Consider the following 17,344-nt stretch of genomic DNA (forward strand, 5'->3'; position numbering starts at 1 on the left):
TCCCGGCACGTTCGGGTTATCACTTTCGTGAACACTAGAGCTGCCGGCATGGCAGGCGGTATTGCCGTCGCCGTGCCGGCAGCTCTTTTCGTTGCCACGGCAGGTACGGTCCTGCACCGCCAGCAGTGGATGCTGGCCGGCGTCGTGCTCCCTTGGGGTGCAGTGGCAGCGCTGGCCCTTCTCGGATCGGTCCAGCTGCTCCTCGGGGCAGGCTTCCGCTCAGTCGTCCCGACGGCGGTGTGCGGCGGCCTCGCCTATGTTCTGGCGGGCTGGTTGTCAATGCTGGAGCCCGGCAAACGGCTCATCGTCGGAGACCTACCGGGGAACACCTGGATCTACGGCATCGCGGGAACAACCGTCCTCATGCTTCTGTGGTGCCGGCGCTACCGGAGGCTGCGCCCGCCGGCCTGAGGGTTCGTCAGTGCCGGCTCAACCGGCTTTCGGGTCCCGGTGGTGGGCGATCATCAGCGAGGTGGCTTCGCCGTCGTCGTCGGCCGGGAGCCGGACGTACTCTTCCATTACCGCCCTCAGCTTGGCGAGCATTTCCTCCCGGTGCTCGGCGTTGAACTTCACCCCGAGGCGCCACACCTCGATGTCTTCCGACGGAAGATCCCTGGTCTCCTGCAGGAACGTCTCGATCAGGATCGGAGCCACGTTGTCCACGGGCGTATGCCAGGACGTGCGGCTGGCCGTGTAGGGAACCTCGACGGCGCCCCTCTTGCCTTTCCGGCGCTCTCCAGGCACCAGGAACCCGGTCCGCACGAGAGTCCGGACATGGTGCAGGCTTGACGCCGGGTTGAGGCCCAGGAGTTCGGCGATCTCCTTGTTGGTCCGTGACTGGTGCAGGCACATCCGCAGGATCCGAAGCCGCAGCGGCGAGCTGAGGGCGCGGCCCTTGGCGGCAACGTCCGCATCAGGGTCCTGCTCCGGCCGGTTCATAGGGAAAGTGTAGCCAAGCCTGTCCGGAGGGCTAGGGGGCGGTGCGCGGGGCACGCCGCGCCGGTGCCGGTGGCACCGGCTTCGCTGCCACCACCATGGCCAACGGAATGACGACGTCGGTCCGCCGGGTCCGGACGGTGCATTCCGCCTGGTTGATTCCCACCAGGTCGCCCAGCGCATCCGTCAGGCCCTCCGATATCCTGTAACGCACCACCACCCTTGTGCCCAGGGAGGCGCCTTCAAGGAACTGCCGGGGAGTGGGGATCTGCGAATTCACCACTTCATACTAGGACGCCGGGCTTGTATGACGCCGGGCTTTGTATGACGGGCTAGGTTCGCGGGAACAGGCTGGTAGATAATAGGCTCAGAAGTCAGCAGCCCGGCGCTCAGGCCGGGAGTGATATCCGGCCGAACGCCGGAACCAACGTGGAGAGGCAAGGGACGTGACGTACGTAATCGCGCAGCCGTGTGTAGATGTCAAGGACAAGGCATGTATTGAGGAATGCCCCGTCGATTGCATCTACGAGGGTGAGCGGTCCCTCTACATTCATCCGGACGAATGCGTCGACTGCGGCGCCTGCGAACCGGTTTGCCCCGTCGAAGCCATCTATTACGAGGATGACACCCCCGACGAGTGGGCCGACTACTACAAGGCCAACGTTGAATTCTTCGACGAGCTGGGCTCTCCCGGCGGTGCCGCGAAGGTGGGCAACACGCACACCGACCACCCGATGATTGCCGCCCTGCCGCCCCAGAACCAGGATCACTGAGGCGTCTGGCGTGACCTCCGCGGTACGCAGCTTCGGACTCAGCCTGCCCGACTACCCATGGGAAGCCATGGCACCGTATCTTGCCAGGGCCGCGGAGCACCCCGGAGGGGCAGTCAACCTTTCCATCGGAACCCCCGTGGACCATACGCCTGCCCTGATCCAGGAGGCGCTCCAGCGGGCCGCTGACGCCCCGGGGTACCCCACGGTGCATGGAACGCCGGCGCTCCGCGCAGCGATCGCGGATTGGTTCGCGCGCCGCCGCGGCGTTCCCGGGCTGGACCCCCGGGACGTGATGCCCACCGTCGGGTCCAAGGAACTTGTGGCCTGGCTGCCGTTCCTTTTGGGGCTGAAGCCCGGAGACGTCGTCGTCCGTCCGACGGTTGCCTACCCCACGTACGACATCGGGGCGTCATTCGCCGGCGCTGAACAGATCGCCGCCGACGACCTTGATGAACTGGATGACGAGACGCGGCAGCGCGTCCGGCTCGTCTGGGTCAACTCGCCGGCCAACCCCACCGGAAGCGTCCGTGACGCCGCGTCGTTGAAGCGGATCGTGGACCAGGCCCGCGAGGTAGGCGCCGTGGTTGCTTCCGACGAATGCTATGCGGAACTCGGCTGGGGGGAGTGGGACGTCCAGCGCGGCGGCCACCCGGTGCCCAGCATCCTGGACCCCCGCGTTGCCGGAACATCACATGACGGCCTGCTCGCGGTGTATTCGCTGAGCAAACAGTCGAACCTTGCGGGGTACCGTGCCGCGTTCGTCGCGGGCGATCCGGTGATCATGGCCAACCTGGTGAACAGCCGGAAACACGCGGGCATGATCGTTCCCTATCCGGTGCAGGAAGCCATGCGGGTCGCACTGGGGGACGACGCCCACGTAGAGGCACAGAAAGACCTTTACCGCGGACGGCGGGAACGGATAGTTCCCGCACTTGAGGCCTTCGGGCTGGCAATCCACGAGTCCAGGGCCGGGCTCTACCTGTGGTGCACTGCCGGCGAGGCCACGTGGGACACCGTGGGCAGGCTGGCCGAACTCGGAATCGTGGTGGGGCCCGGCGTCTTCTACGGCGACGCCGGCAACGGGTTCATCCGGGTGGCGCTGACCGCCGCGGACGAGCGGATCGACGCGGCAGTGGCCCGGCTGACCGCCGGCGCTTAGCGGCTACGGGTCCGTAACAATGGTGTGACACGCAACACAACGGGGGCGTTTTCGAGGCATTTAGGCACTACCGGATTAGTGTCACCTTGCCTTGGAGCGGTACTTTTTAACTGACTATCAATGGTGGCTTTCTACAAGAAGGCAGCCCGGCCGTTGGAATCCCTGCCTTGCAGGCTCCTCGGGCGGCTCCACCGGAGGTTGGATCAAGCTTTCTACAGAGAGGCCCTGGCGCCTCATGAGGAGACTCCATGACTGAGACCACCAGCGCAACCCTGCGCCATGCGGGCGGCGAACTCGAACTCCCGCGCATCAAGGTTGTAGAAGGAAACGAAGGCTATGACGTTTCCAAACTGCTGAAGCAGACAGGCGCCGTTGCCTTTGACCCCGGTTTCATGAACACCGCGGCCACCACTTCGGCCATCACCTACATCGACGGCGATGCCGGAATCCTGCGGTACCGCGGGTACCCGATCGAGCAGCTGGCCCAGCACTCCAGCTTCCTGGAAGTTTCCTACCTGCTGATCTACGGCAACCTGCCGACGCCCACCGAGCTGGATGCCTTCGACCAGCGCATCCGCCGCCACACCCTGCTGCATGAAGAGCTCAAGGGCTTCTTCGGCGGCTTCCCGCGCGACGCACACCCGATGCCCGTACTGTCCTCGGCCGTGTCCGCCCTCTCCACCTTCTACCAGGACTCCCTGGACCCCTTCAACGCCGAGCATGTGGAAGTGTCCACCTACCGGCTCCTGGCCAAGATGCCGGTCATCGCTGCCTACGCATTGAAGAAGAGCATCGGCCAGCCCATGCTCTACCCGGACAACTCCATGAACCTCGTGGAGAACTTCCTGCGCCTCAGCTTTGGGCTTCCGGCCGAGCAGTACGAACTGGACCCGGTCATGGTCAAGGCCCTGGACCTTCTCCTGATCCTGCATGCGGACCACGAGCAGAACTGTTCCACGTCCACGGTGCGCCTGGTGGGTTCGTCCAACGCCAACCTCTTCGCCTCCGTATCTGCAGGTATCAACGCACTGTTCGGCCCTGCCCACGGCGGCGCCAACGAGGCAGTGCTCAAGATGCTGCGCCAGATCCAGACCGAGGGCATCAAGCCTGAGGACTACATGGAGAAGGTCAAGAACAAGGAAGACGGCGTCCGCCTCATGGGCTTCGGTCACCGCGTCTACAAGAACTACGATCCGCGGGCCAGGATCGTCAAGGACACGGCACACGAAGTGCTCGGCAAGCTTGGCGGCAACGACGAACTGCTGGACATCGCCATGCGCCTCGAAGAGAAGGCCCTGGGCGACGACTACTTCATCCAGCGCAAGCTCTACCCGAACGTGGACTTCTACACCGGCCTGATCTACAAGGCCATGGGCTTCCCGGAAAAGATGTTCACGGTCCTCTTTGCGATCGGCCGCCTGCCGGGCTGGATTGCCCAGTGGCGCGAAATGATCAACGATCCCAGCACCAAGATCGGCCGTCCGCGCCAGCTCTACACAGGAGAGCCGGAGCGCAACTACCCGGCCAGCTAGCCGGGTCGAACTACACCGGTGACCAAAGAACGACGCCGGCTGTGCACCTTGGGTGCGCAGCCGGCGTCGTTTTTTCTGGTGATCGAGCCTGTCGAGATCAGGAGTTGTAGCCCAGCGGGTTGTTCTTCTGCCAGCGCCAGTGGTCCTCGCACATCTGGTCCACCGTCTTGGTGGTGGACCAGCTCAGGTCGGCCAGCGCGGACGTGGCATCAGCCCAGAACGCCGGAAGGTCTCCCGCCCGGCGGCCGGTGATCTCGTAGGGGAGCTCGTGGCCCACGGCCTTTTCGAAGGAACGCAGAACTTCCAGGACGGAAGATCCCTTGCCGGAGCCGAGGTTCCAGCGGAAGACTCCGGTACGGTCAGCCACGTGGTTGAGGGCCGCGACGTGGCCTTCGGCCAGATCCACGACGTGGATGTAGTCACGCAGGCAGGTTCCGTCAGGAGTGTCGTAGTCGCCGCCGAAGACCATCAGCTTCTCGCGGCGGCCCACGGCGACCTGGGCGATAAACGGAACCAGGTTGTTGGGGATGCCCTGGGGGTCTTCGCCGATCCGGCCGGACGGGTGTGCTCCCACCGGGTTGAAGTACCGGAGGAGTGCGATGTGCCAGCGGGTGTCTGCGGCTCCGAGGTCCGAGAGGATGTCCTCGATCTGTTCCTTGGTCCGGCCGTAGGGATTGTTGGCGCCGATCTCCATCTTTTCCACGTAGGGGATGGGATTGTGCTCGCCATACACGGTAGCGGAGGAGCTGAACACCAGGGAGCGGACGTCATACCGGTCCATGACGCGGATCAGGTTCAGCGTGCCGACGAGGTTGTTGTAGTAATACTTCAGCGGCTCCCGAACGGATTCGCCCACGGCCTTGAGTCCGGCGAAGTGGATCACTGCATCGATCCGGTCCTGCGCGAAGACAGCGTCCACGGCCGCCTCGTCCACGAGGTCCACGTTGTGGAACACCGCCTCCTTGCCGCTGAGCTCGGCTACGCGGCGCAGCGATTCTTCGCTTGAATTGACCAGGTTGTCGATGACCACTACCTCATGGCCGGCTTCCTGCAGGGACAGAACAGTGTGGGACCCGATGTAGCCGGTGCCGCCCGTAACCAGAATTCTCATGGACCCAACGCTATCCCAATTCATCAGGCTTCCGCCCGTGTTGCCCACACCTTGGCGGCACAACTGTGCTAAATAATAGGGGTGCCCAAAATTGTTGATGCCGCAGTCCGGCGCCAGGAAGTTGTCGAAGCAGTTTTTAGAATCATCGCGGCGGACGGGCTGGAACGGGCGTCCCTGCGTGAGGTAGCTGACGAGGCTGGACTGGCGGTAGGTTCCGTCCGCCATTACTTCGCCAGCAGCGACGACTTGCTGGCCCATTCCTTTGGCGTTGTGGTGGACAGGATCACCGGCAGGCTGGACGTAGCCCGGGAGCACCTCAGCCGGCAGGACCCCGGGACACCCGGGCACGCCGAGGGCGTGTTAACCCTGCTGGGCCAGTTCCTCCCGCTGGACGAGGAGCGGGCAGTGGACGCATGTGTCTGGATGGCGTTCAAGAATGCCGCGCGGATCAGGCCTTTCCTGGCCGCCGAGGCCGACCGCAGCCACCGCGCTGTTGCCGCCGTCGTGGGGTGGCTGATTATGGAACTCCGGGGACCCGGAGAAACGGGGGACGGCGACGGTCACCAGGCCCTGGTCACCGAGGCGGAGAGGCTGCTGGCGACCTTGGACGGATTGACGATGCACGCCCTACTGCAACCGGAATGGATGACGGCCGAGATGTGCCGGGACGTCCTGTCATCGCATCTGCAGAGTCTGGGCTAGTCTTCAACCAGCCATTAACGTCGCTAGTCATCAGGAATACACTAGGACAGTAAACATGCCAAGGGAGGCCATTCGGATGCACCAAACAGGCGGTCCTGGCTGGCGAATCACCATGGACACCTCGGGTCCTATGCTCATCGCGCTTTATGTTCGCGACGCCGCAGGTCTCAACTCCGCCGGGCGTCCGGCGCTTTGCCATTTGGCACCCAAAATCCGTCCGGTGGACCACACCAGCCTCACCTCCGAAGTAGGCGGAATCAGTGCGCTGAAGACGGAATGGGAGGCCTGGTGGGAGCAGCTGCTCAAGGCGCATCCCCAAATGACCCCGGACGTAACGCCGCCGGACTTCGAGGCCTTTGGCAACTCTCCGGCTCTTCAGCGCGTGCTGCAGGCCCACTTCGGTTCGGCCCTGACGTGGGCACGGGAGCGCCGTGCTGAATACGCGGCGCTCGAAGCCGAACGGGAGGCCAGCGGCGCCCCTCAACTCCTCGGCGACATGGTGGAGGACCGCCTGCTGGAAGTGGGCCGCGGTTCGCGTGACTTTACGTTGACCATCATCGAACTTCCGCTGACGGAACCAAGGGCGTGGTACCTGGAGCCGGACAAGATCATCATGAGCAAGGAACTGCTCTCCCAGCCAGAGGTGTTCCGAAGCTACGTCCAACCCGTGGTGGAACTGCTCGTCTGACCGTCAGGGAACCCCGGCGGCGACGGTGACCGTGACCTGGCCGGACTGGTCACCCGAAGGCTGCCAGCCGTTCCTGGACGCCCGGTCCCAGCTGCGGCCATCCACTCCGACCTCCGTCACCGACAGGGACTTCGCGTTCGCCACAGCCCACTGCGCAACGGCCCACGCCCCGCTGCCTTCCGCCTGCAGCACGATCGTCCTGCCGTCTGCCGAAGCCTGGAGGTTCCCGAAAGCGGCGTTCATTTCGGCGAGAACGGCCTGGACATCACCTGAACCCTCCGGTGACTTGAGCGTACAGTCCAGCGCAGCGGGGGACTGGCCGGTCAGGGCAGAGGCAAAGGCCCGGCCCATATCCTCATGCTCCGCGTAAGCTGCGGGGTAGGCCGAGCGCTGGACCTGCTGCGCGGCGGCCGTGACTTCCAACGACTCATACCCCGGGATCTTCACCAGGGCGTCGTAGAAGGCCCCGGTCGAATAGTAGGGGTCCATCACCTGTTCCTCGGTGCCCCAGCCCTGCGAGGGGCGCTGCTGGAACAGGCCGCGCGAATCCGGCCCCGCCTTGTCCCCGTGCTCGATGTTGCGCAGCTTGGATTCCTGCATGGCCGTGGCCAAAGCGATGCTCGCCGCCCTGGGCGGCAGCCCGCGGCGCACGGCGACAGCGCTGATCAGGGCCGCGTTCGCCGCCTGGTCAGTGGCCAGGTCGGCCTTCCGTGACCCGACGGCGGCGGTGCACTTCTCGGCAATGAGCGTCTCCGAGCGCTGGATAAAGGCCACGGCAGTGTAGATGCCGCCGGCAATCAGGGCCAGGGCCAGCCCCAGTACTAGCAGGCGGCGCAGGCCGCGTCTCCGTGACACGGGGCTACTCCCTCAGGCCCTGGACGGGCCGGTTGACTTCTTTGGGCGGCGGACTCAGTTGGCGTGGAGTGCCTCGTTGAGTTCCACTGTCTGGCCCTTGCGGGGGAGCACTTCAACAGCGCCGCTCGCGGAATTGCGGCGGAACAACAGGTTGGGCACACCGGAGAGCTCAACTGCCTTGACCACCCTGGTGGTGTCCTCACCGTCGGCGTCCTTCGGTCCGATCACGCGCACGCGGGTCCCGGCCGTGACATACAGGCCGGCCTCCACTACCGAGTCGTCGCCGATACTGATGCCCACACCGGAGTTTGCACCCAGCAGCACACGTTCGCCGAGGGAGATTTTCTCCTTGCCGCCGCCGGACAGGGTGCCCATGATCGACGCGCCGCCGCCCACATCGGTGCCGTCGCCCGTGACGACACCCGCTGAGATGCGGCCTTCGACCATGGAGGTGCCCAGGGTGCCGGCGTTGAAGTTGACGAACCCTTCGTGCATTACCGTGGTGCCCTCGGCAAGGTACGCGCCAAGCCGGACGCGGTCAGCGTCGGCGATCCGGACACCTGCAGGCACCACATAGTCCACCATGCGGGGGAACTTGTCCACGCCGTAGACCGTCACGGCGCCGCGCTTGCGCAGCTTGGCCCGGGTCATTTCGAAGCCGTCAACGGCAGCCGGGCCGAAGTTCGTCCACACGACGTTGGGGAGCTTGCCGAAAATGCCGTCCAGGTTGATGGTGTTGGGCCGGACCAGCCGGTGCGAGAGCAGGTGCAGGCGCAGGTAGGCGTCCGCGGTATCGGCGGGGGCTTCGTCCAGGTGGACCTGGACAAACACAACCTGCTGTTCCGTCCCGCGGTCCGCGTCGGCGCCGGCGGCAGCGATCTCGGCCAGCACGGGATCGGCGCTTTCCACATTCCGGAGGCTGTCCGCTGCTGTTCCAAGGGACGGCGCGGGGAACCAGACGTCCAGCACCGTAGCCTCGCCGTTACGGGTGGAAATGGTGGCCACACCGTAGCCATAGGCGGAGCGGGCGTCGGCGGACGCGGAATTGTCAGCGGGCACGGCGGAAGCAGCAGCGGTTTCAGTCATGGTCCCAGTCTATCGAGAGGCGGGAGCAGGTCTCGAACTAGACTGTCATCGTGACTGCTCAAACCGCCTCTGTCCGCCTGGACCTCCACCAGGACGTCGCCCTCCTCACCGCTGCGCTCATCGACATCAACAGCGTCTCGGCTAACGAGAAGGAACTGGCTGACGCCGTCGAACACGCCCTGCTGAAGATTCCGCAGCTCAAGATCGTCCGGGACGGCGACTCCATCATTGCCCGTACCGACCTCGGCCGCCCGGAGCGGGTCATCCTGGCCGGGCACCTGGATACGGTGCCCCTGCCGACCACCGAAGGGGCACTGGGCACCGTCCCATCGTTCTGGCCGTCCGGCGCGCCGGGGGAAGGGCTGCTGTACGGCCGCGGCACCACGGACATGAAAGGCGGAGTCGCGGTGCAGCTGGCACTGGCGGCAACAATGTTCGACGGCGGCGCGGAACCGAGCAAGGACGTCACCTTCGTGTTCTACGACCATGAGGAAGTGGAAGCGGTGAAGAGCGGACTCGGGCGCCTGGTCCGAAACCATGGCGAGCTCCTGAACGGCGACTTTGCCATCCTGCTGGAGCCGACACACGGGACTGTGGAAGGTGGATGCAACGGCACCATGCGCTTCGAGGCAACCACCGTCGGCGAAGCTGCGCATTCCGCCCGGGCCTGGATGGGCAGCAACGCCATCCACGCCGCGGCCCCTATCCTCGCCAGGCTGGCCGCCTATGAACCGGCCACCATCAATGTGGACGGCCTGGACTACCGCGAAAGCCTCAATGCGGTGAAGATCAACGGAGGCACGGCCGGCAATGTCATCCCCGACCGTTGCGTGGTGGAAATCAACTACCGCTTTGCTCCGGACAAGACCCCGGAACAGGCGGAAGCCCACGTTCGGGATCTTCTCGAGGGGTTCGACGTCGTCAAAACGGACAGTGCCGCCGGCGCGCGGCCCGGCCTGAACCATCCGGCCGCCGCGTCCTTCGTGGCCGCGGTCGGCGCGGAACCGAAACCCAAATACGGCTGGACCGACGTCGCACGTTTCAGCGAGCTGGGTATCCCTGCCGTGAACTTCGGCCCGGGCGATCCTCTGCTGGCGCATAAGGATAACGAGCACGTCGACGCCGACGCGATCCGCGAATGCCTTCGGGCGCTTCGGACGTGGCTGGGCTGACATCCGCTGGCCTCAGACGACATAGAGAAGGCCCGGATCCTTGCGGATCCGGGCCTTCAATGTTTTCCAGGATTTACTTGGCAGCGGTCTCAACCAAGGCTGGCTCGGCCTTGGCAACGCCGCCGGCGGCCTTCTTGGAGCCGCGGCGTTCGATCCAGATAGCCAGTCGGGACACTGACAGGTTGATCAGAATGTAAATGGCCGCGCCAACGAAGAATGCCGAAAAGAGCAGGCTCGGTTCCAGGTCGGAAATCAGCTTGACCTTACGCAGCAGTTCCTCGTACGCCACGATGTAGCCCAGTGAGGTGTCCTTGAGCAGGACCACCAGTTGTGCGATCAACGAGGGAAGCATGCGCCGGATGGCCTGCGGGAACTCGACGGACAGCCGTGACTGAAAGCTTCGCAGGCCGATGGCAAGTCCGGCTTCGCGCTGGCCCTTGGGCAGGGACTGGATCCCGGCGCGCAGGATTTCGGAGAAGATCGCCGCGTTGTACAGCACCAGGCCCGACACGACGGCCACGTAGGGACTCGTGGCGAAGACCAGCAGCACGAACAGGATCATCAGGACCACCGGCATGCCGCGGAGGAATTCCAGTACCACCTGCGTGGGGATGCGGATCCACGGAATGAGCGAAATGCGGAGCAGGCACAGAGCCACACCCAGCGGGAATGCAATGACAGCAGCAACCGCCGCGGCCTGCAGGGTGGCGAGAACGCCGAGTCCCAGCTGGGTCCAGACGTCCCTGGCATACTCATTGACGAACACGGCCCACCGGTCAGCGTCGAAGATGCCCTGGCTGGAAAGGATGACCACCGCGCCTATAACGCCGCCGGCGATGACGATGGAACCGACTACTGAGCCAATGAGGGAGATTCGCCGGGCTTTGGGTCCGGGAACGTCGTACAGAACTGAAGTCATCGGGCGATCGCCACCTTACGTTCGACATAGTGGGCAAGGAGGCCGAGCGGCACCGTCAGCAGCAGGTAGAAGAATGCGACGCCGATCAGCACCCACATCACCGCGTCGCCGCGCGAGTTGGAGAGCTGCAGGCCATAACCGAACAGCTCGAGAACGAAGAAGGCGCCGGCCACGGAGGAGTTTTTCACGAGGGCGATGAGAATGTTGATCAGGGGCGGGACCACCGTCCTGAGTGCCTGGGGCAGGACAATCAGGCCCAGGACCTGCGCGAAGGTCATGCCGATGCTGCGGGCGGCCTCAGCCTGGCCAACGGCGACGCTGTTCACGCCGGAGCGTACGGCCTCGGCCACGAAGGCGGCTGTGTAACCGCTCAACGCGATAATGGCGGCCACTTCGAACTGGTCGAATTTAACGCCCAGGCGCGGCAGCACGATGGCCGAGAAGAAAAAGATGATGGTGAGCGGGGTGTTCCTGGCGACTTCCACATAGAACATGCTGAAGCCGCGAAGCGCCGCCACGGGTGAAACTCGCATGGCGGCCAGGATCGTGCCGAAGACCAGGGCGATGATACCGGAGACGGCGGCCAGGAAGAGTGTGCGGAGGAAACCGTCCCAATACTGCGGGAGGCTTTCGATGATGACGTCCATGATGTCCTTCGGCGACGGCGGAACTAGGGGCGGAACCTGCGGATGGTGGTTGCCGGCGGACCTGCACGTCCGCCGGCAACCACCGGATGCCCGTTAGTAGCGGTCGATAGTCGGGAGGTCCGGCACGGTCTTGATGACCTTGCCGGCGGTAGCTTCCCAGGCCTTCTTGTACGTGTCGTCCTTGGCGAAGCCTTCGAGCTGGTCGTTGATCCAGTTACGGAAAACGGTGTCGTCCTTCTTCAGGCCGATGCCGTAAGGCTCCTTGGTGAAGGTCTCTTCCGAGGCGAGCTTGAAGGCTTCAGGTTCCTTGTCCACGTATCCGGCGAGGATCACGTTGTCCGTGGTCACGGCAACTACCTGCTTGTTGCGCAGCGGCTCCAGGCAGGCGGTGTAGTTGGCAGCCGGGACAAGCTCGGCGCCGTACTTGTCCACGATGGTCTTGGCCGGGGTGGAGCCGGTCACGGAGCAGACCTTCTTGCCCTTGACGTCTTCGGGCTTGGTGATGGAGTTGTCGTCCTTATTCACCAGCAGCGCCTGGCCGGCCTCGTAGTAGGGGCCCGCGAAGGAGACCTTCTGCTTGCGGGCGTCATTGATGGTGTAAGTAGCCACGACGATGTCAACGCGACCCTGCTCAATGAACGGTTCGCGGTTCGCGGAAACAGTTTCCACCCATTCGATCTTGTCGGCGGCGATTCCCAGCTTGGCGGCGATGGCTTTGCCGATTTCGACGTCGAAGCCGACCGGCTTTCCGTCCAGGCCCTTCTGGCCGAACAGCGGCTGGTCGAACTTGGTACCGATGGTGATCTTGCCGGCTGAGGACAGCTTGGCCATGGTCGTGTCGGCCGCAAAGCTCGGCTTCTCCGCAACCGGAGGGTTCGTGGTTGACGAACCCCCGCCGCCACCGCACGCGCTCAGGGTGAGTGCGAGGGCCGCTGATGCGGCAACCACAAAGGACTTTCGTCGGGTCATAAATGCCTTCATGACATTACCTTTCATTGGCGGCCACTGTGGTGGCCTGGGTGCGAACTGAGTTGGTGCGGTCTTGGGGAATCAGTGAGTGAGGAGCTTGGAGAGGAAATCCTTGGCGCGGGTGCTCTGCGGGTTCGTGAAGAATTCCTCGGGCGTCGAATCCTCGACGATCTGGCCGTCCGCCATGAACACCACGCGGTCAGCGGCTTTACGGGCGAAGCCCATTTCGTGGGTGACCACGATCATGGTCATCCCTTCCTTGGCCAGCTGGATCATGACGTCAAGGACTTCGTTGATCATCTCCGGGTCAAGGGCCGAGGTGGGCTCGTCAAAGAGCATGACCTTCGGCTTCATGGCCAGGGCGCGGGCAATGGCCACGCGCTGCTGCTGGCCGCCGGAGAGCTGTGCCGGCAGCTTGGGTGCCTGGTGTCCGACGCCGACGCGTTCCAGCAGTGCCATGGCGTCCTTGTCGGCCTGCGCCTTGGGCACACCTTTAACCTTGATCGGCCCCAGGGTGACGTTCTCGAGGATCGTCTTGTGGGCAAAGAGATTGAAGGACTGGAACACCATTCCGACGTCGGCCCGCAGCTTGGCGAGTTCCTTGCCTTCCTCCGGGAGTTCCTTACCGTCGATGGCGATCTTGCCGTCATCGATCGTCTCCAGACGGTTGATGGCCCGGCAGAGAGTCGATTTACCGGAACCGGACGGTCCGATGACCACAACAACTTCGCCCTTGCGGACGTTGAGGTTGATGTCCTTCAGTACGTGCAGCTGGCCGTAGTGCTTGTTCACGGCTTTCAGGGAGACGAGCGCATCGCCGGGCACTTGAGTAGTCATAAGAGAGAATCTAGCGAACATTAGCGGGATATGACGGCAATCACTCCAACTTCATGCAGATCGTAATTCAAGAGATACCTGCAGGTCAGCGCCCCGGGTGCCCGCTGCTGCGGGTTCGGACGTGCCGGACGGTCGGGCTTGTCGAACCGCGCTAGCCTTGGTGGATGAGTACCGATCCGCAGCCTTCTCCAACTCCAGTACCTCCCATTGCCACCCGCCACAAGGGTCCGCTGGAGCTGCGACGCAAACAGGCGGCAGTGGAGATGTCGGACCAGCACCTGTTGGACACGAAAGGCCCGGGCCAGTTCGTCCACACAGACCCCTGGCGCGTGCTCAGGATCCAAAGTGAATTCGTGGAAGGCTTTGGTGCCCTCGCGGACCTGGGGCCGGCCGTCAGCGTGTTCGGATCCGCCCGCACCAAACCCGGATCCGTCTACTACGAACTGGGCGTTGAAGTGGGCCGCAAACTGGCGGAAGCGGGAGTTGCCGTTATTACCGGCGGTGGCCCGGGCTCCATGGAGGCGGCCAACAAGGGTGCCGTTCAGGGAAACGGCGTCTCCGTGGGGCTCGGCATTGAGCTCCCGTTCGAACAGGGCCTCAACCAGTGGGTGGACCTCGGAATCAACTTCCGCTATTTCTTCGCACGGAAGACGATGTTCGTGAAGTATGCCCAGGGCTTTATTGTGCTTCCCGGCGGCCTGGGCACCCTGGACGAACTCTTCGAAGCGATGGTCCTGGTCCAGACCCGGAAGGTCACCTCGTTCCCCATCGTCCTGCTGGGCACTGCCTTCTGGGGACCCATGATCGACTGGATCAGGGGCACGCTTGTGGAGGACGGGATGATCTCCGAGAAGGACCTGAGCCTCATCCAGGTGGTCGACGAGCCCGGCCATGCGGTGGACCTGGTCATCCACGGCGCCATCCGCCCGTCGCCGGGAAGCAGCACAGGCAATGGCGCAGGCGGGCCGAACGGCAATCAGCGGCCGGAATAGCTGCCGCTCCGGTGTCTGGCACGATGGATCCTGTGAGTTTCTTCCTGATATTCCTCGCCATCGCTTTGATCGGCGCCGCGCTCTTCTTCGGAGCGGATTCCGCGTCGGGCATTTTTCGGCGCCGGCGGTCCGCGGAGTCCGCGCTTTTGGACGGTTTCGACGAACCCGTGGCCTCGCTTCCCCCGGTGCTGCTTCCGGCCGAGGCGGCGCCTGCCGATGTCGACCGGATCCGTTTTGCCCTGGGGCTGCGCGGATACCGCATGGATCAGGTTGACCAGGTCCTGGACGACCTCCGGGACCAGCTTGCCGCCAAGGACCACGAAATTGAACGCTTGCGCGCGGAACTCGCGCCCGCGCAGCCAGGGGAGAGCGGGCCTTGAGCCAACAGGGCACGTCAGCCGGTCGGGTGGTGCCGGAGGGAAACCAGGGAGTGAATGCCCTGCTGCGTAAACGCATGGGGTCGGCCGCTGCGCGCGCGGGCCTATGGCCGTGGTGGGCGCAAGTTGCCTGCGTCTACACTGCCGCACGGCTTGTCAGCGCCTGCATCTTCATGGCGGCCGCCCTGCACCAGGGAGTCAACCCGTGGTTTCCCGCAAAGCCTGATTACTGGAACTTCATCAATATCTGGGACGCCCGCTGGTACGGCGAGGTACTCCGGAACGGCTACCCGAGTCAGCTTCCCGTGGACGACGGCGGCAACGTCCAGGAGAACGCCTGGGCTTTCTATGCGCTCTTTCCGATGCTCGGGCGGGCAGTCTCGGCCATGACGGGCATGGACCCCGCGCTGGCCCTCACAGTCATCGCGATGGCTGCCGGGCTGGGTGCCGCGCTGGTGGTGTATCGCCTCTTTCGGCAGAAAGCCGCCCACCGCACGGCGATGTGGGGTGTGGTCTTCTTTTCCACCTTTCCCGTGGCCGCCGTCCTCCAGGTTCCCTATGCCGAGTCGTTGAACCTTTTGCTGCTGGCGTCGGCACTGCTCCTGGTCATGCAGAGGCGATATCTGTGGGCTATGCCGGTAGTCGTCCTCATGTGCCTTTCCCGGCCCACGGGGGTTCCGTTTGCCGCCGTGGCTGGAGGGTTGCTGGCCTACCGTTTGTGGGAGCGCACCCGTCCCGGCATCCGACGCGGCGATGAGGCCCCGGCTCACAGTGGACGGGACCTCCTGGGCCTGGCGGGTTTGACCGCAGTCAGCGGACTCGGCGCCCTGATGTGGCCTGCCATCGCCTGGGCCGTCACCGGAGATCCTGCGGCATACACCAAGACGGAAACCGTCTGGCGCGGCCATGACCTTGTGCCCTTCAAGCCGTGGTTCGACACCGGAATCCAGCTCTTCGGGCCAGCATTGGGGGTGCTGGCTCCATTCATATTTGTAGCGGCCTTCGGGCTTGTCATGACATCCTCCCCAGTGGCGGCATTGGGGACGGAGCTGCGGCTCTGGTGCGTCTGCTATATGGGTTACCTGCTCGTGTTCCTGCATCCCCAGACCAGCACGTTCCGGATGCTTCTGCCACTCTTCCCGCTGGCGCTGAGTGCAGCCCTCATGTCGCGTTCCCGCGCCTACCGGGGAACCGTGGTCACCATGTTCGTCCTGCTCCAGATCGTCTGGATCGTGTGGCTGTGGGCCTGGGCCCAGCTGCCCGGCGGGGGAGACTACCCGCCGTGACCCGGGCACGGGCGCTATGACCGCGGCCACAATTTTCCAAGTGATGAAGAAAATCCATCAATTAGCTACAGCCGGGTAATTACAGGATAATAGGGGTTAAGCATGAACAAATTGCATTCAAAACTGTTCAGCCATGGCGGTTGCTGCTAAGCCGTCATAGCGGCTTGATTGACGACGCGGCCACAGCCCGCCCGGGCTGGTAGGTCCTGGGACTATTGGAGGGGATTTTCCTCATGGCGGCTATGAAACCACGCACCGGCGACGGCCCTATGGAAGTAACCAAAGAGGGCCGCAGCTTGATTATGCGTGTGCCGCTCGAAGGCGGGGGGCGGCTTGTGGTCGAACTTAACGCGGCAGAGGCGGCAAACCTCAAGGAATGCCTCGTCGGCGTTACCGAATAGATTTGCTCTGGTAGGGCCCGCGGCTTTTGGCTGCGGGCCCTTCCTTATTTCTTGACCGCTACCAACAGGCCGTCACCGGTGGGCAGCATGGCCGAGGCCAGCCGTTCGTCGTCGCGAATTGCCTTGCCCACTTGGCGAAGAACCACGGTGGTTGAATCCCGGGCCGCCGGGTTGGCTACGCGGTCCTTGTCCAGGGCGTCGTTGATGACCAGCAGGCCTCCGCGTTTCAGCAGGCGGATGGCCTGCTCGACATACCCCGGGATACCCGGCTTGTCCGCGTCGATGAACACCAGATCGTAGGCGCCGTCGGTCAGCCGCGGCAGCACGTCACCGGCACGGCCGGAAATGGTGCGGGTCCGGTTGGCGGGGCTTCCGGCTTCCTGGAAAGCCTCCCGTGCCGCCCGGAGGTGTTCCACGTCCACGTCGATGGTGGTCAGGACCGCCTGGGGGCCAAGGCCGCGGAGCAGGCAAACACCGGAGACACCGGCTCCTGTTCCGATTTCCACAGCCGTCTGCGCTTTTGAAGCTGCCGCCAGAACCGTCAGCACCGCTCCCACGCCCGGTCCGACCGGGGTGACGCCCAGCTCAAAGGAACGCTCCCGAGCATGCAGCAATACTTCATCCTCGGCAGGCAGATCTTCTGCATAGGACCAGCTCGTGGACTTATCGGCGCTCATGAGGATTCGCTTTCTGGGCGGCAGGGGATTGTTCCTAACAGCGTACTGTGTCCGGCGGCGCCCGGCCCGGAGGTGACGGCCCGGCAGGCTGTGGCTGCGGTCCGATGTGACGGGCGCCACTCCTCCGGTCGCCCGGGCAGTGCGGGTTTCCGCCCAAGGCTGAAGACCCCTGATAGTCAGGAAATTCCCAGCCAACTTTGAAATGATGTTAATCCGCTCATCCAG

General features: G+C 64.1%; 21 protein-coding genes. 11 read left to right on the plus strand and 10 right to left on the minus strand.

Annotated features, from left to right (window positions below):
* The first annotated feature begins 48 nt into the window (after positions 1 to 48).
* Positions 49 to 411, plus strand: a complete 363-nt coding sequence (locus tag JOE31_RS08555) for a hypothetical protein (RefSeq protein ID WP_209743310.1) — start codon at positions 49 to 51, stop codon at positions 409 to 411.
* Between the two features lie 18 nt (positions 412 to 429).
* Here JOE31_RS08555 and JOE31_RS08560 read toward each other — a convergent pair whose 3' ends face one another.
* Together JOE31_RS08560 and JOE31_RS08565 are read right to left on the minus strand one after the other, a co-directional pair.
* Positions 430 to 939 carry a transcriptional regulator gene (locus tag JOE31_RS08560; protein ID WP_209743313.1) on the minus strand — a complete coding sequence of 170 codons (510 nt, stop codon included), beginning with the start codon at positions 937 to 939 and terminating at the stop codon, positions 430 to 432.
* 31 nt (positions 940 to 970) lie between these two features.
* Positions 971 to 1,216, minus strand: a complete 246-nt coding sequence (locus JOE31_RS08565; RefSeq protein ID WP_307864390.1) for a hypothetical protein — start codon at positions 1,214 to 1,216, stop codon at positions 971 to 973.
* A 166-nt stretch (positions 1,217 to 1,382) separates the two neighbouring features.
* On the opposite strand from JOE31_RS08565, the gene fdxA reads away from it, so the two are divergent.
* The 3 genes from fdxA to JOE31_RS08580 all read left to right on the plus strand — a co-directional run bounded on the left by fdxA (position 1,383) and on the right by JOE31_RS08580 (position 4,400).
* Positions 1,383 to 1,709 carry a ferredoxin gene (fdxA, locus tag JOE31_RS08570; RefSeq protein WP_011692652.1) on the plus strand — a complete coding sequence of 109 codons (327 nt, stop codon included), beginning with the start codon at positions 1,383 to 1,385 and terminating at the stop codon, positions 1,707 to 1,709.
* 10 nt (positions 1,710 to 1,719) lie between these two features.
* Positions 1,720 to 2,868: a succinyldiaminopimelate transaminase gene (gene dapC, locus JOE31_RS08575; RefSeq protein WP_209743315.1), complete on the plus strand. Its 1,149-nt coding sequence runs from the start codon at positions 1,720 to 1,722 to the stop codon at positions 2,866 to 2,868.
* Between the two features lie 248 nt (positions 2,869 to 3,116).
* The gene (locus JOE31_RS08580) at positions 3,117 to 4,400 is read left to right on the plus strand and encodes a citrate synthase (RefSeq protein ID WP_043482784.1); all 1,284 of its coding nucleotides are present in this window, start codon (positions 3,117 to 3,119) and stop codon (positions 4,398 to 4,400) included.
* Positions 4,401 to 4,497: 97 nt separating this feature from the next.
* Here the strand turns inward: JOE31_RS08580 and galE are convergent, their stop codons facing one another.
* Positions 4,498 to 5,511 (minus strand): UDP-glucose 4-epimerase GalE, encoded by a 1,014-nt coding sequence (galE, locus tag JOE31_RS08585; protein ID WP_209743317.1) that lies wholly within the window; start codon positions 5,509 to 5,511, stop codon positions 4,498 to 4,500.
* Positions 5,512 to 5,592: 81 nt separating this feature from the next.
* Here galE and JOE31_RS08590 point away from each other — a divergent pair, with 81 nt between their 5' ends.
* Together JOE31_RS08590 and JOE31_RS08595 are read left to right on the plus strand one after the other, a co-directional pair.
* Entirely contained in the window at positions 5,593 to 6,213 is a 621-nt protein-coding gene (locus tag JOE31_RS08590; protein WP_209743319.1) for a TetR/AcrR family transcriptional regulator, read from the plus strand.
* Positions 6,214 to 6,289: 76 nt separating this feature from the next.
* A complete protein-coding gene (locus tag JOE31_RS08595; protein WP_209743321.1) occupies positions 6,290 to 6,901 on the plus strand; it encodes a hypothetical protein in 612 nt (203 codons plus the stop codon).
* Positions 6,902 to 6,904: 3 nt separating this feature from the next.
* On the opposite strand, the gene JOE31_RS08600 is transcribed toward JOE31_RS08595, so the two are convergent.
* Together JOE31_RS08600 and dapD are read right to left on the minus strand one after the other, a co-directional pair.
* Positions 6,905 to 7,756: a hypothetical protein gene (locus JOE31_RS08600; RefSeq protein ID WP_209743323.1), complete on the minus strand. Its 852-nt coding sequence runs from the start codon at positions 7,754 to 7,756 to the stop codon at positions 6,905 to 6,907.
* A gap of 54 nt (positions 7,757 to 7,810) precedes the next feature.
* Positions 7,811 to 8,842, minus strand: coding sequence for a 2,3,4,5-tetrahydropyridine-2,6-dicarboxylate N-succinyltransferase (gene dapD, locus JOE31_RS08605; protein ID WP_209743325.1), 1,032 nt, complete (start codon positions 8,840 to 8,842; stop codon positions 7,811 to 7,813).
* A gap of 50 nt (positions 8,843 to 8,892) precedes the next feature.
* Between dapD and dapE the strand changes: the two genes are divergently transcribed.
* A complete protein-coding gene (gene dapE / locus JOE31_RS08610) occupies positions 8,893 to 10,014 on the plus strand; it encodes a succinyl-diaminopimelate desuccinylase (protein WP_209743327.1) in 1,122 nt (373 codons plus the stop codon).
* Between the two features lie 73 nt (positions 10,015 to 10,087).
* Here dapE and JOE31_RS08615 read toward each other — a convergent pair whose 3' ends face one another.
* The 4 genes from JOE31_RS08615 to JOE31_RS08630 form a co-directional block, all read right to left on the minus strand.
* Complete coding sequence (locus JOE31_RS08615) at positions 10,088 to 10,933, minus strand: amino acid ABC transporter permease (protein ID WP_209743329.1); 846 nt, start codon at positions 10,931 to 10,933, stop codon at positions 10,088 to 10,090.
* A complete protein-coding gene (locus JOE31_RS08620; protein WP_209743331.1) occupies positions 10,930 to 11,580 on the minus strand; it encodes an amino acid ABC transporter permease in 651 nt (216 codons plus the stop codon). The genes JOE31_RS08615 and JOE31_RS08620 overlap by 4 nt, the downstream gene beginning before the upstream one ends.
* A 93-nt stretch (positions 11,581 to 11,673) precedes the next feature.
* Positions 11,674 to 12,561, minus strand: a complete 888-nt coding sequence (locus JOE31_RS08625) for a glutamate ABC transporter substrate-binding protein (protein ID WP_209743333.1) — start codon at positions 12,559 to 12,561, stop codon at positions 11,674 to 11,676.
* A 69-nt stretch (positions 12,562 to 12,630) separates the two neighbouring features.
* Positions 12,631 to 13,386 carry an amino acid ABC transporter ATP-binding protein gene (locus JOE31_RS08630; RefSeq protein ID WP_209743335.1) on the minus strand — a complete coding sequence of 252 codons (756 nt, stop codon included), beginning with the start codon at positions 13,384 to 13,386 and terminating at the stop codon, positions 12,631 to 12,633.
* A gap of 164 nt (positions 13,387 to 13,550) precedes the next feature.
* On the opposite strand from JOE31_RS08630, the gene JOE31_RS08635 reads away from it, so the two are divergent.
* From JOE31_RS08635 to JOE31_RS08650, 4 genes are all read left to right on the plus strand, one after another.
* Complete coding sequence (locus JOE31_RS08635) at positions 13,551 to 14,378, plus strand: TIGR00730 family Rossman fold protein (protein WP_209743337.1); 828 nt, start codon at positions 13,551 to 13,553, stop codon at positions 14,376 to 14,378.
* A 23-nt stretch (positions 14,379 to 14,401) separates the two neighbouring features.
* Positions 14,402 to 14,758: a DivIVA domain-containing protein gene (locus JOE31_RS08640; protein WP_209743339.1), complete on the plus strand. Its 357-nt coding sequence runs from the start codon at positions 14,402 to 14,404 to the stop codon at positions 14,756 to 14,758.
* A 74-nt stretch (positions 14,759 to 14,832) separates the two neighbouring features.
* Complete coding sequence (locus JOE31_RS08645) at positions 14,833 to 16,041, plus strand: hypothetical protein (RefSeq protein WP_245199507.1); 1,209 nt, start codon at positions 14,833 to 14,835, stop codon at positions 16,039 to 16,041.
* Between the two features lie 233 nt (positions 16,042 to 16,274).
* Entirely contained in the window at positions 16,275 to 16,442 is a 168-nt protein-coding gene (locus JOE31_RS08650; protein WP_009357720.1) for a DUF3117 domain-containing protein, read from the plus strand.
* A 44-nt stretch (positions 16,443 to 16,486) separates the two neighbouring features.
* On the opposite strand, the gene JOE31_RS08655 is transcribed toward JOE31_RS08650, so the two are convergent.
* The gene (locus JOE31_RS08655; RefSeq protein ID WP_011692636.1) at positions 16,487 to 17,119 is read right to left on the minus strand and encodes an O-methyltransferase; all 633 of its coding nucleotides are present in this window, start codon (positions 17,117 to 17,119) and stop codon (positions 16,487 to 16,489) included.
* Positions 17,120 to 17,344 lie beyond the last annotated feature (225 nt).

The organism is Arthrobacter sp. PvP023 (assembly GCF_017832975.1).
Taxonomy (GTDB): Bacteria; Actinomycetota; Actinomycetes; order Actinomycetales; family Micrococcaceae; genus Arthrobacter.

Bases quoted from the DNA above. Each gene is read 5' to 3' on its own strand.
- JOE31_RS08555 (WP_209743310.1), top strand. From the start codon at position 49: ATGGCAGGCGGTATTGCCGTCGCCGTGCCGGCAGCTCTTTTCGTTGCC.
- JOE31_RS08560 (WP_209743313.1), bottom strand. From the start codon at position 939: ATGAACCGGCCGGAGCAGGACCCTGATGCGGACGTTGCCGCCAAGGGC.
- JOE31_RS08580 (WP_043482784.1), top strand. From the start codon at position 3,117: ATGACTGAGACCACCAGCGCAACCCTGCGCCATGCGGGCGGCGAACTC.
- galE (WP_209743317.1), bottom strand. From the start codon at position 5,511: ATGAGAATTCTGGTTACGGGCGGCACCGGCTACATCGGGTCCCACACT.
- JOE31_RS08595 (WP_209743321.1), top strand. From the start codon at position 6,290: ATGCACCAAACAGGCGGTCCTGGCTGGCGAATCACCATGGACACCTCG.
- dapD (WP_209743325.1), bottom strand. From the start codon at position 8,842: ATGACTGAAACCGCTGCTGCTTCCGCCGTGCCCGCTGACAATTCCGCG.
- JOE31_RS08615 (WP_209743329.1), bottom strand. From the start codon at position 10,933: ATGACTTCAGTTCTGTACGACGTTCCCGGACCCAAAGCCCGGCGAATC.
- JOE31_RS08620 (WP_209743331.1), bottom strand. From the start codon at position 11,580: ATGGACGTCATCATCGAAAGCCTCCCGCAGTATTGGGACGGTTTCCTC.
- JOE31_RS08625 (WP_209743333.1), bottom strand. From the start codon at position 12,561: ATGAAGGCATTTATGACCCGACGAAAGTCCTTTGTGGTTGCCGCATCA.
- JOE31_RS08630 (WP_209743335.1), bottom strand. From the start codon at position 13,386: ATGACTACTCAAGTGCCCGGCGATGCGCTCGTCTCCCTGAAAGCCGTG.
- JOE31_RS08635 (WP_209743337.1), top strand. From the start codon at position 13,551: ATGAGTACCGATCCGCAGCCTTCTCCAACTCCAGTACCTCCCATTGCC.
- JOE31_RS08640 (WP_209743339.1), top strand. From the start codon at position 14,402: ATGGATCCTGTGAGTTTCTTCCTGATATTCCTCGCCATCGCTTTGATC.
- JOE31_RS08645 (WP_245199507.1), top strand. From the start codon at position 14,833: ATGGGGTCGGCCGCTGCGCGCGCGGGCCTATGGCCGTGGTGGGCGCAA.
- JOE31_RS08650 (WP_009357720.1), top strand. From the start codon at position 16,275: ATGGCGGCTATGAAACCACGCACCGGCGACGGCCCTATGGAAGTAACC.
- JOE31_RS08655 (WP_011692636.1), bottom strand. From the start codon at position 17,119: ATGAGCGCCGATAAGTCCACGAGCTGGTCCTATGCAGAAGATCTGCCT.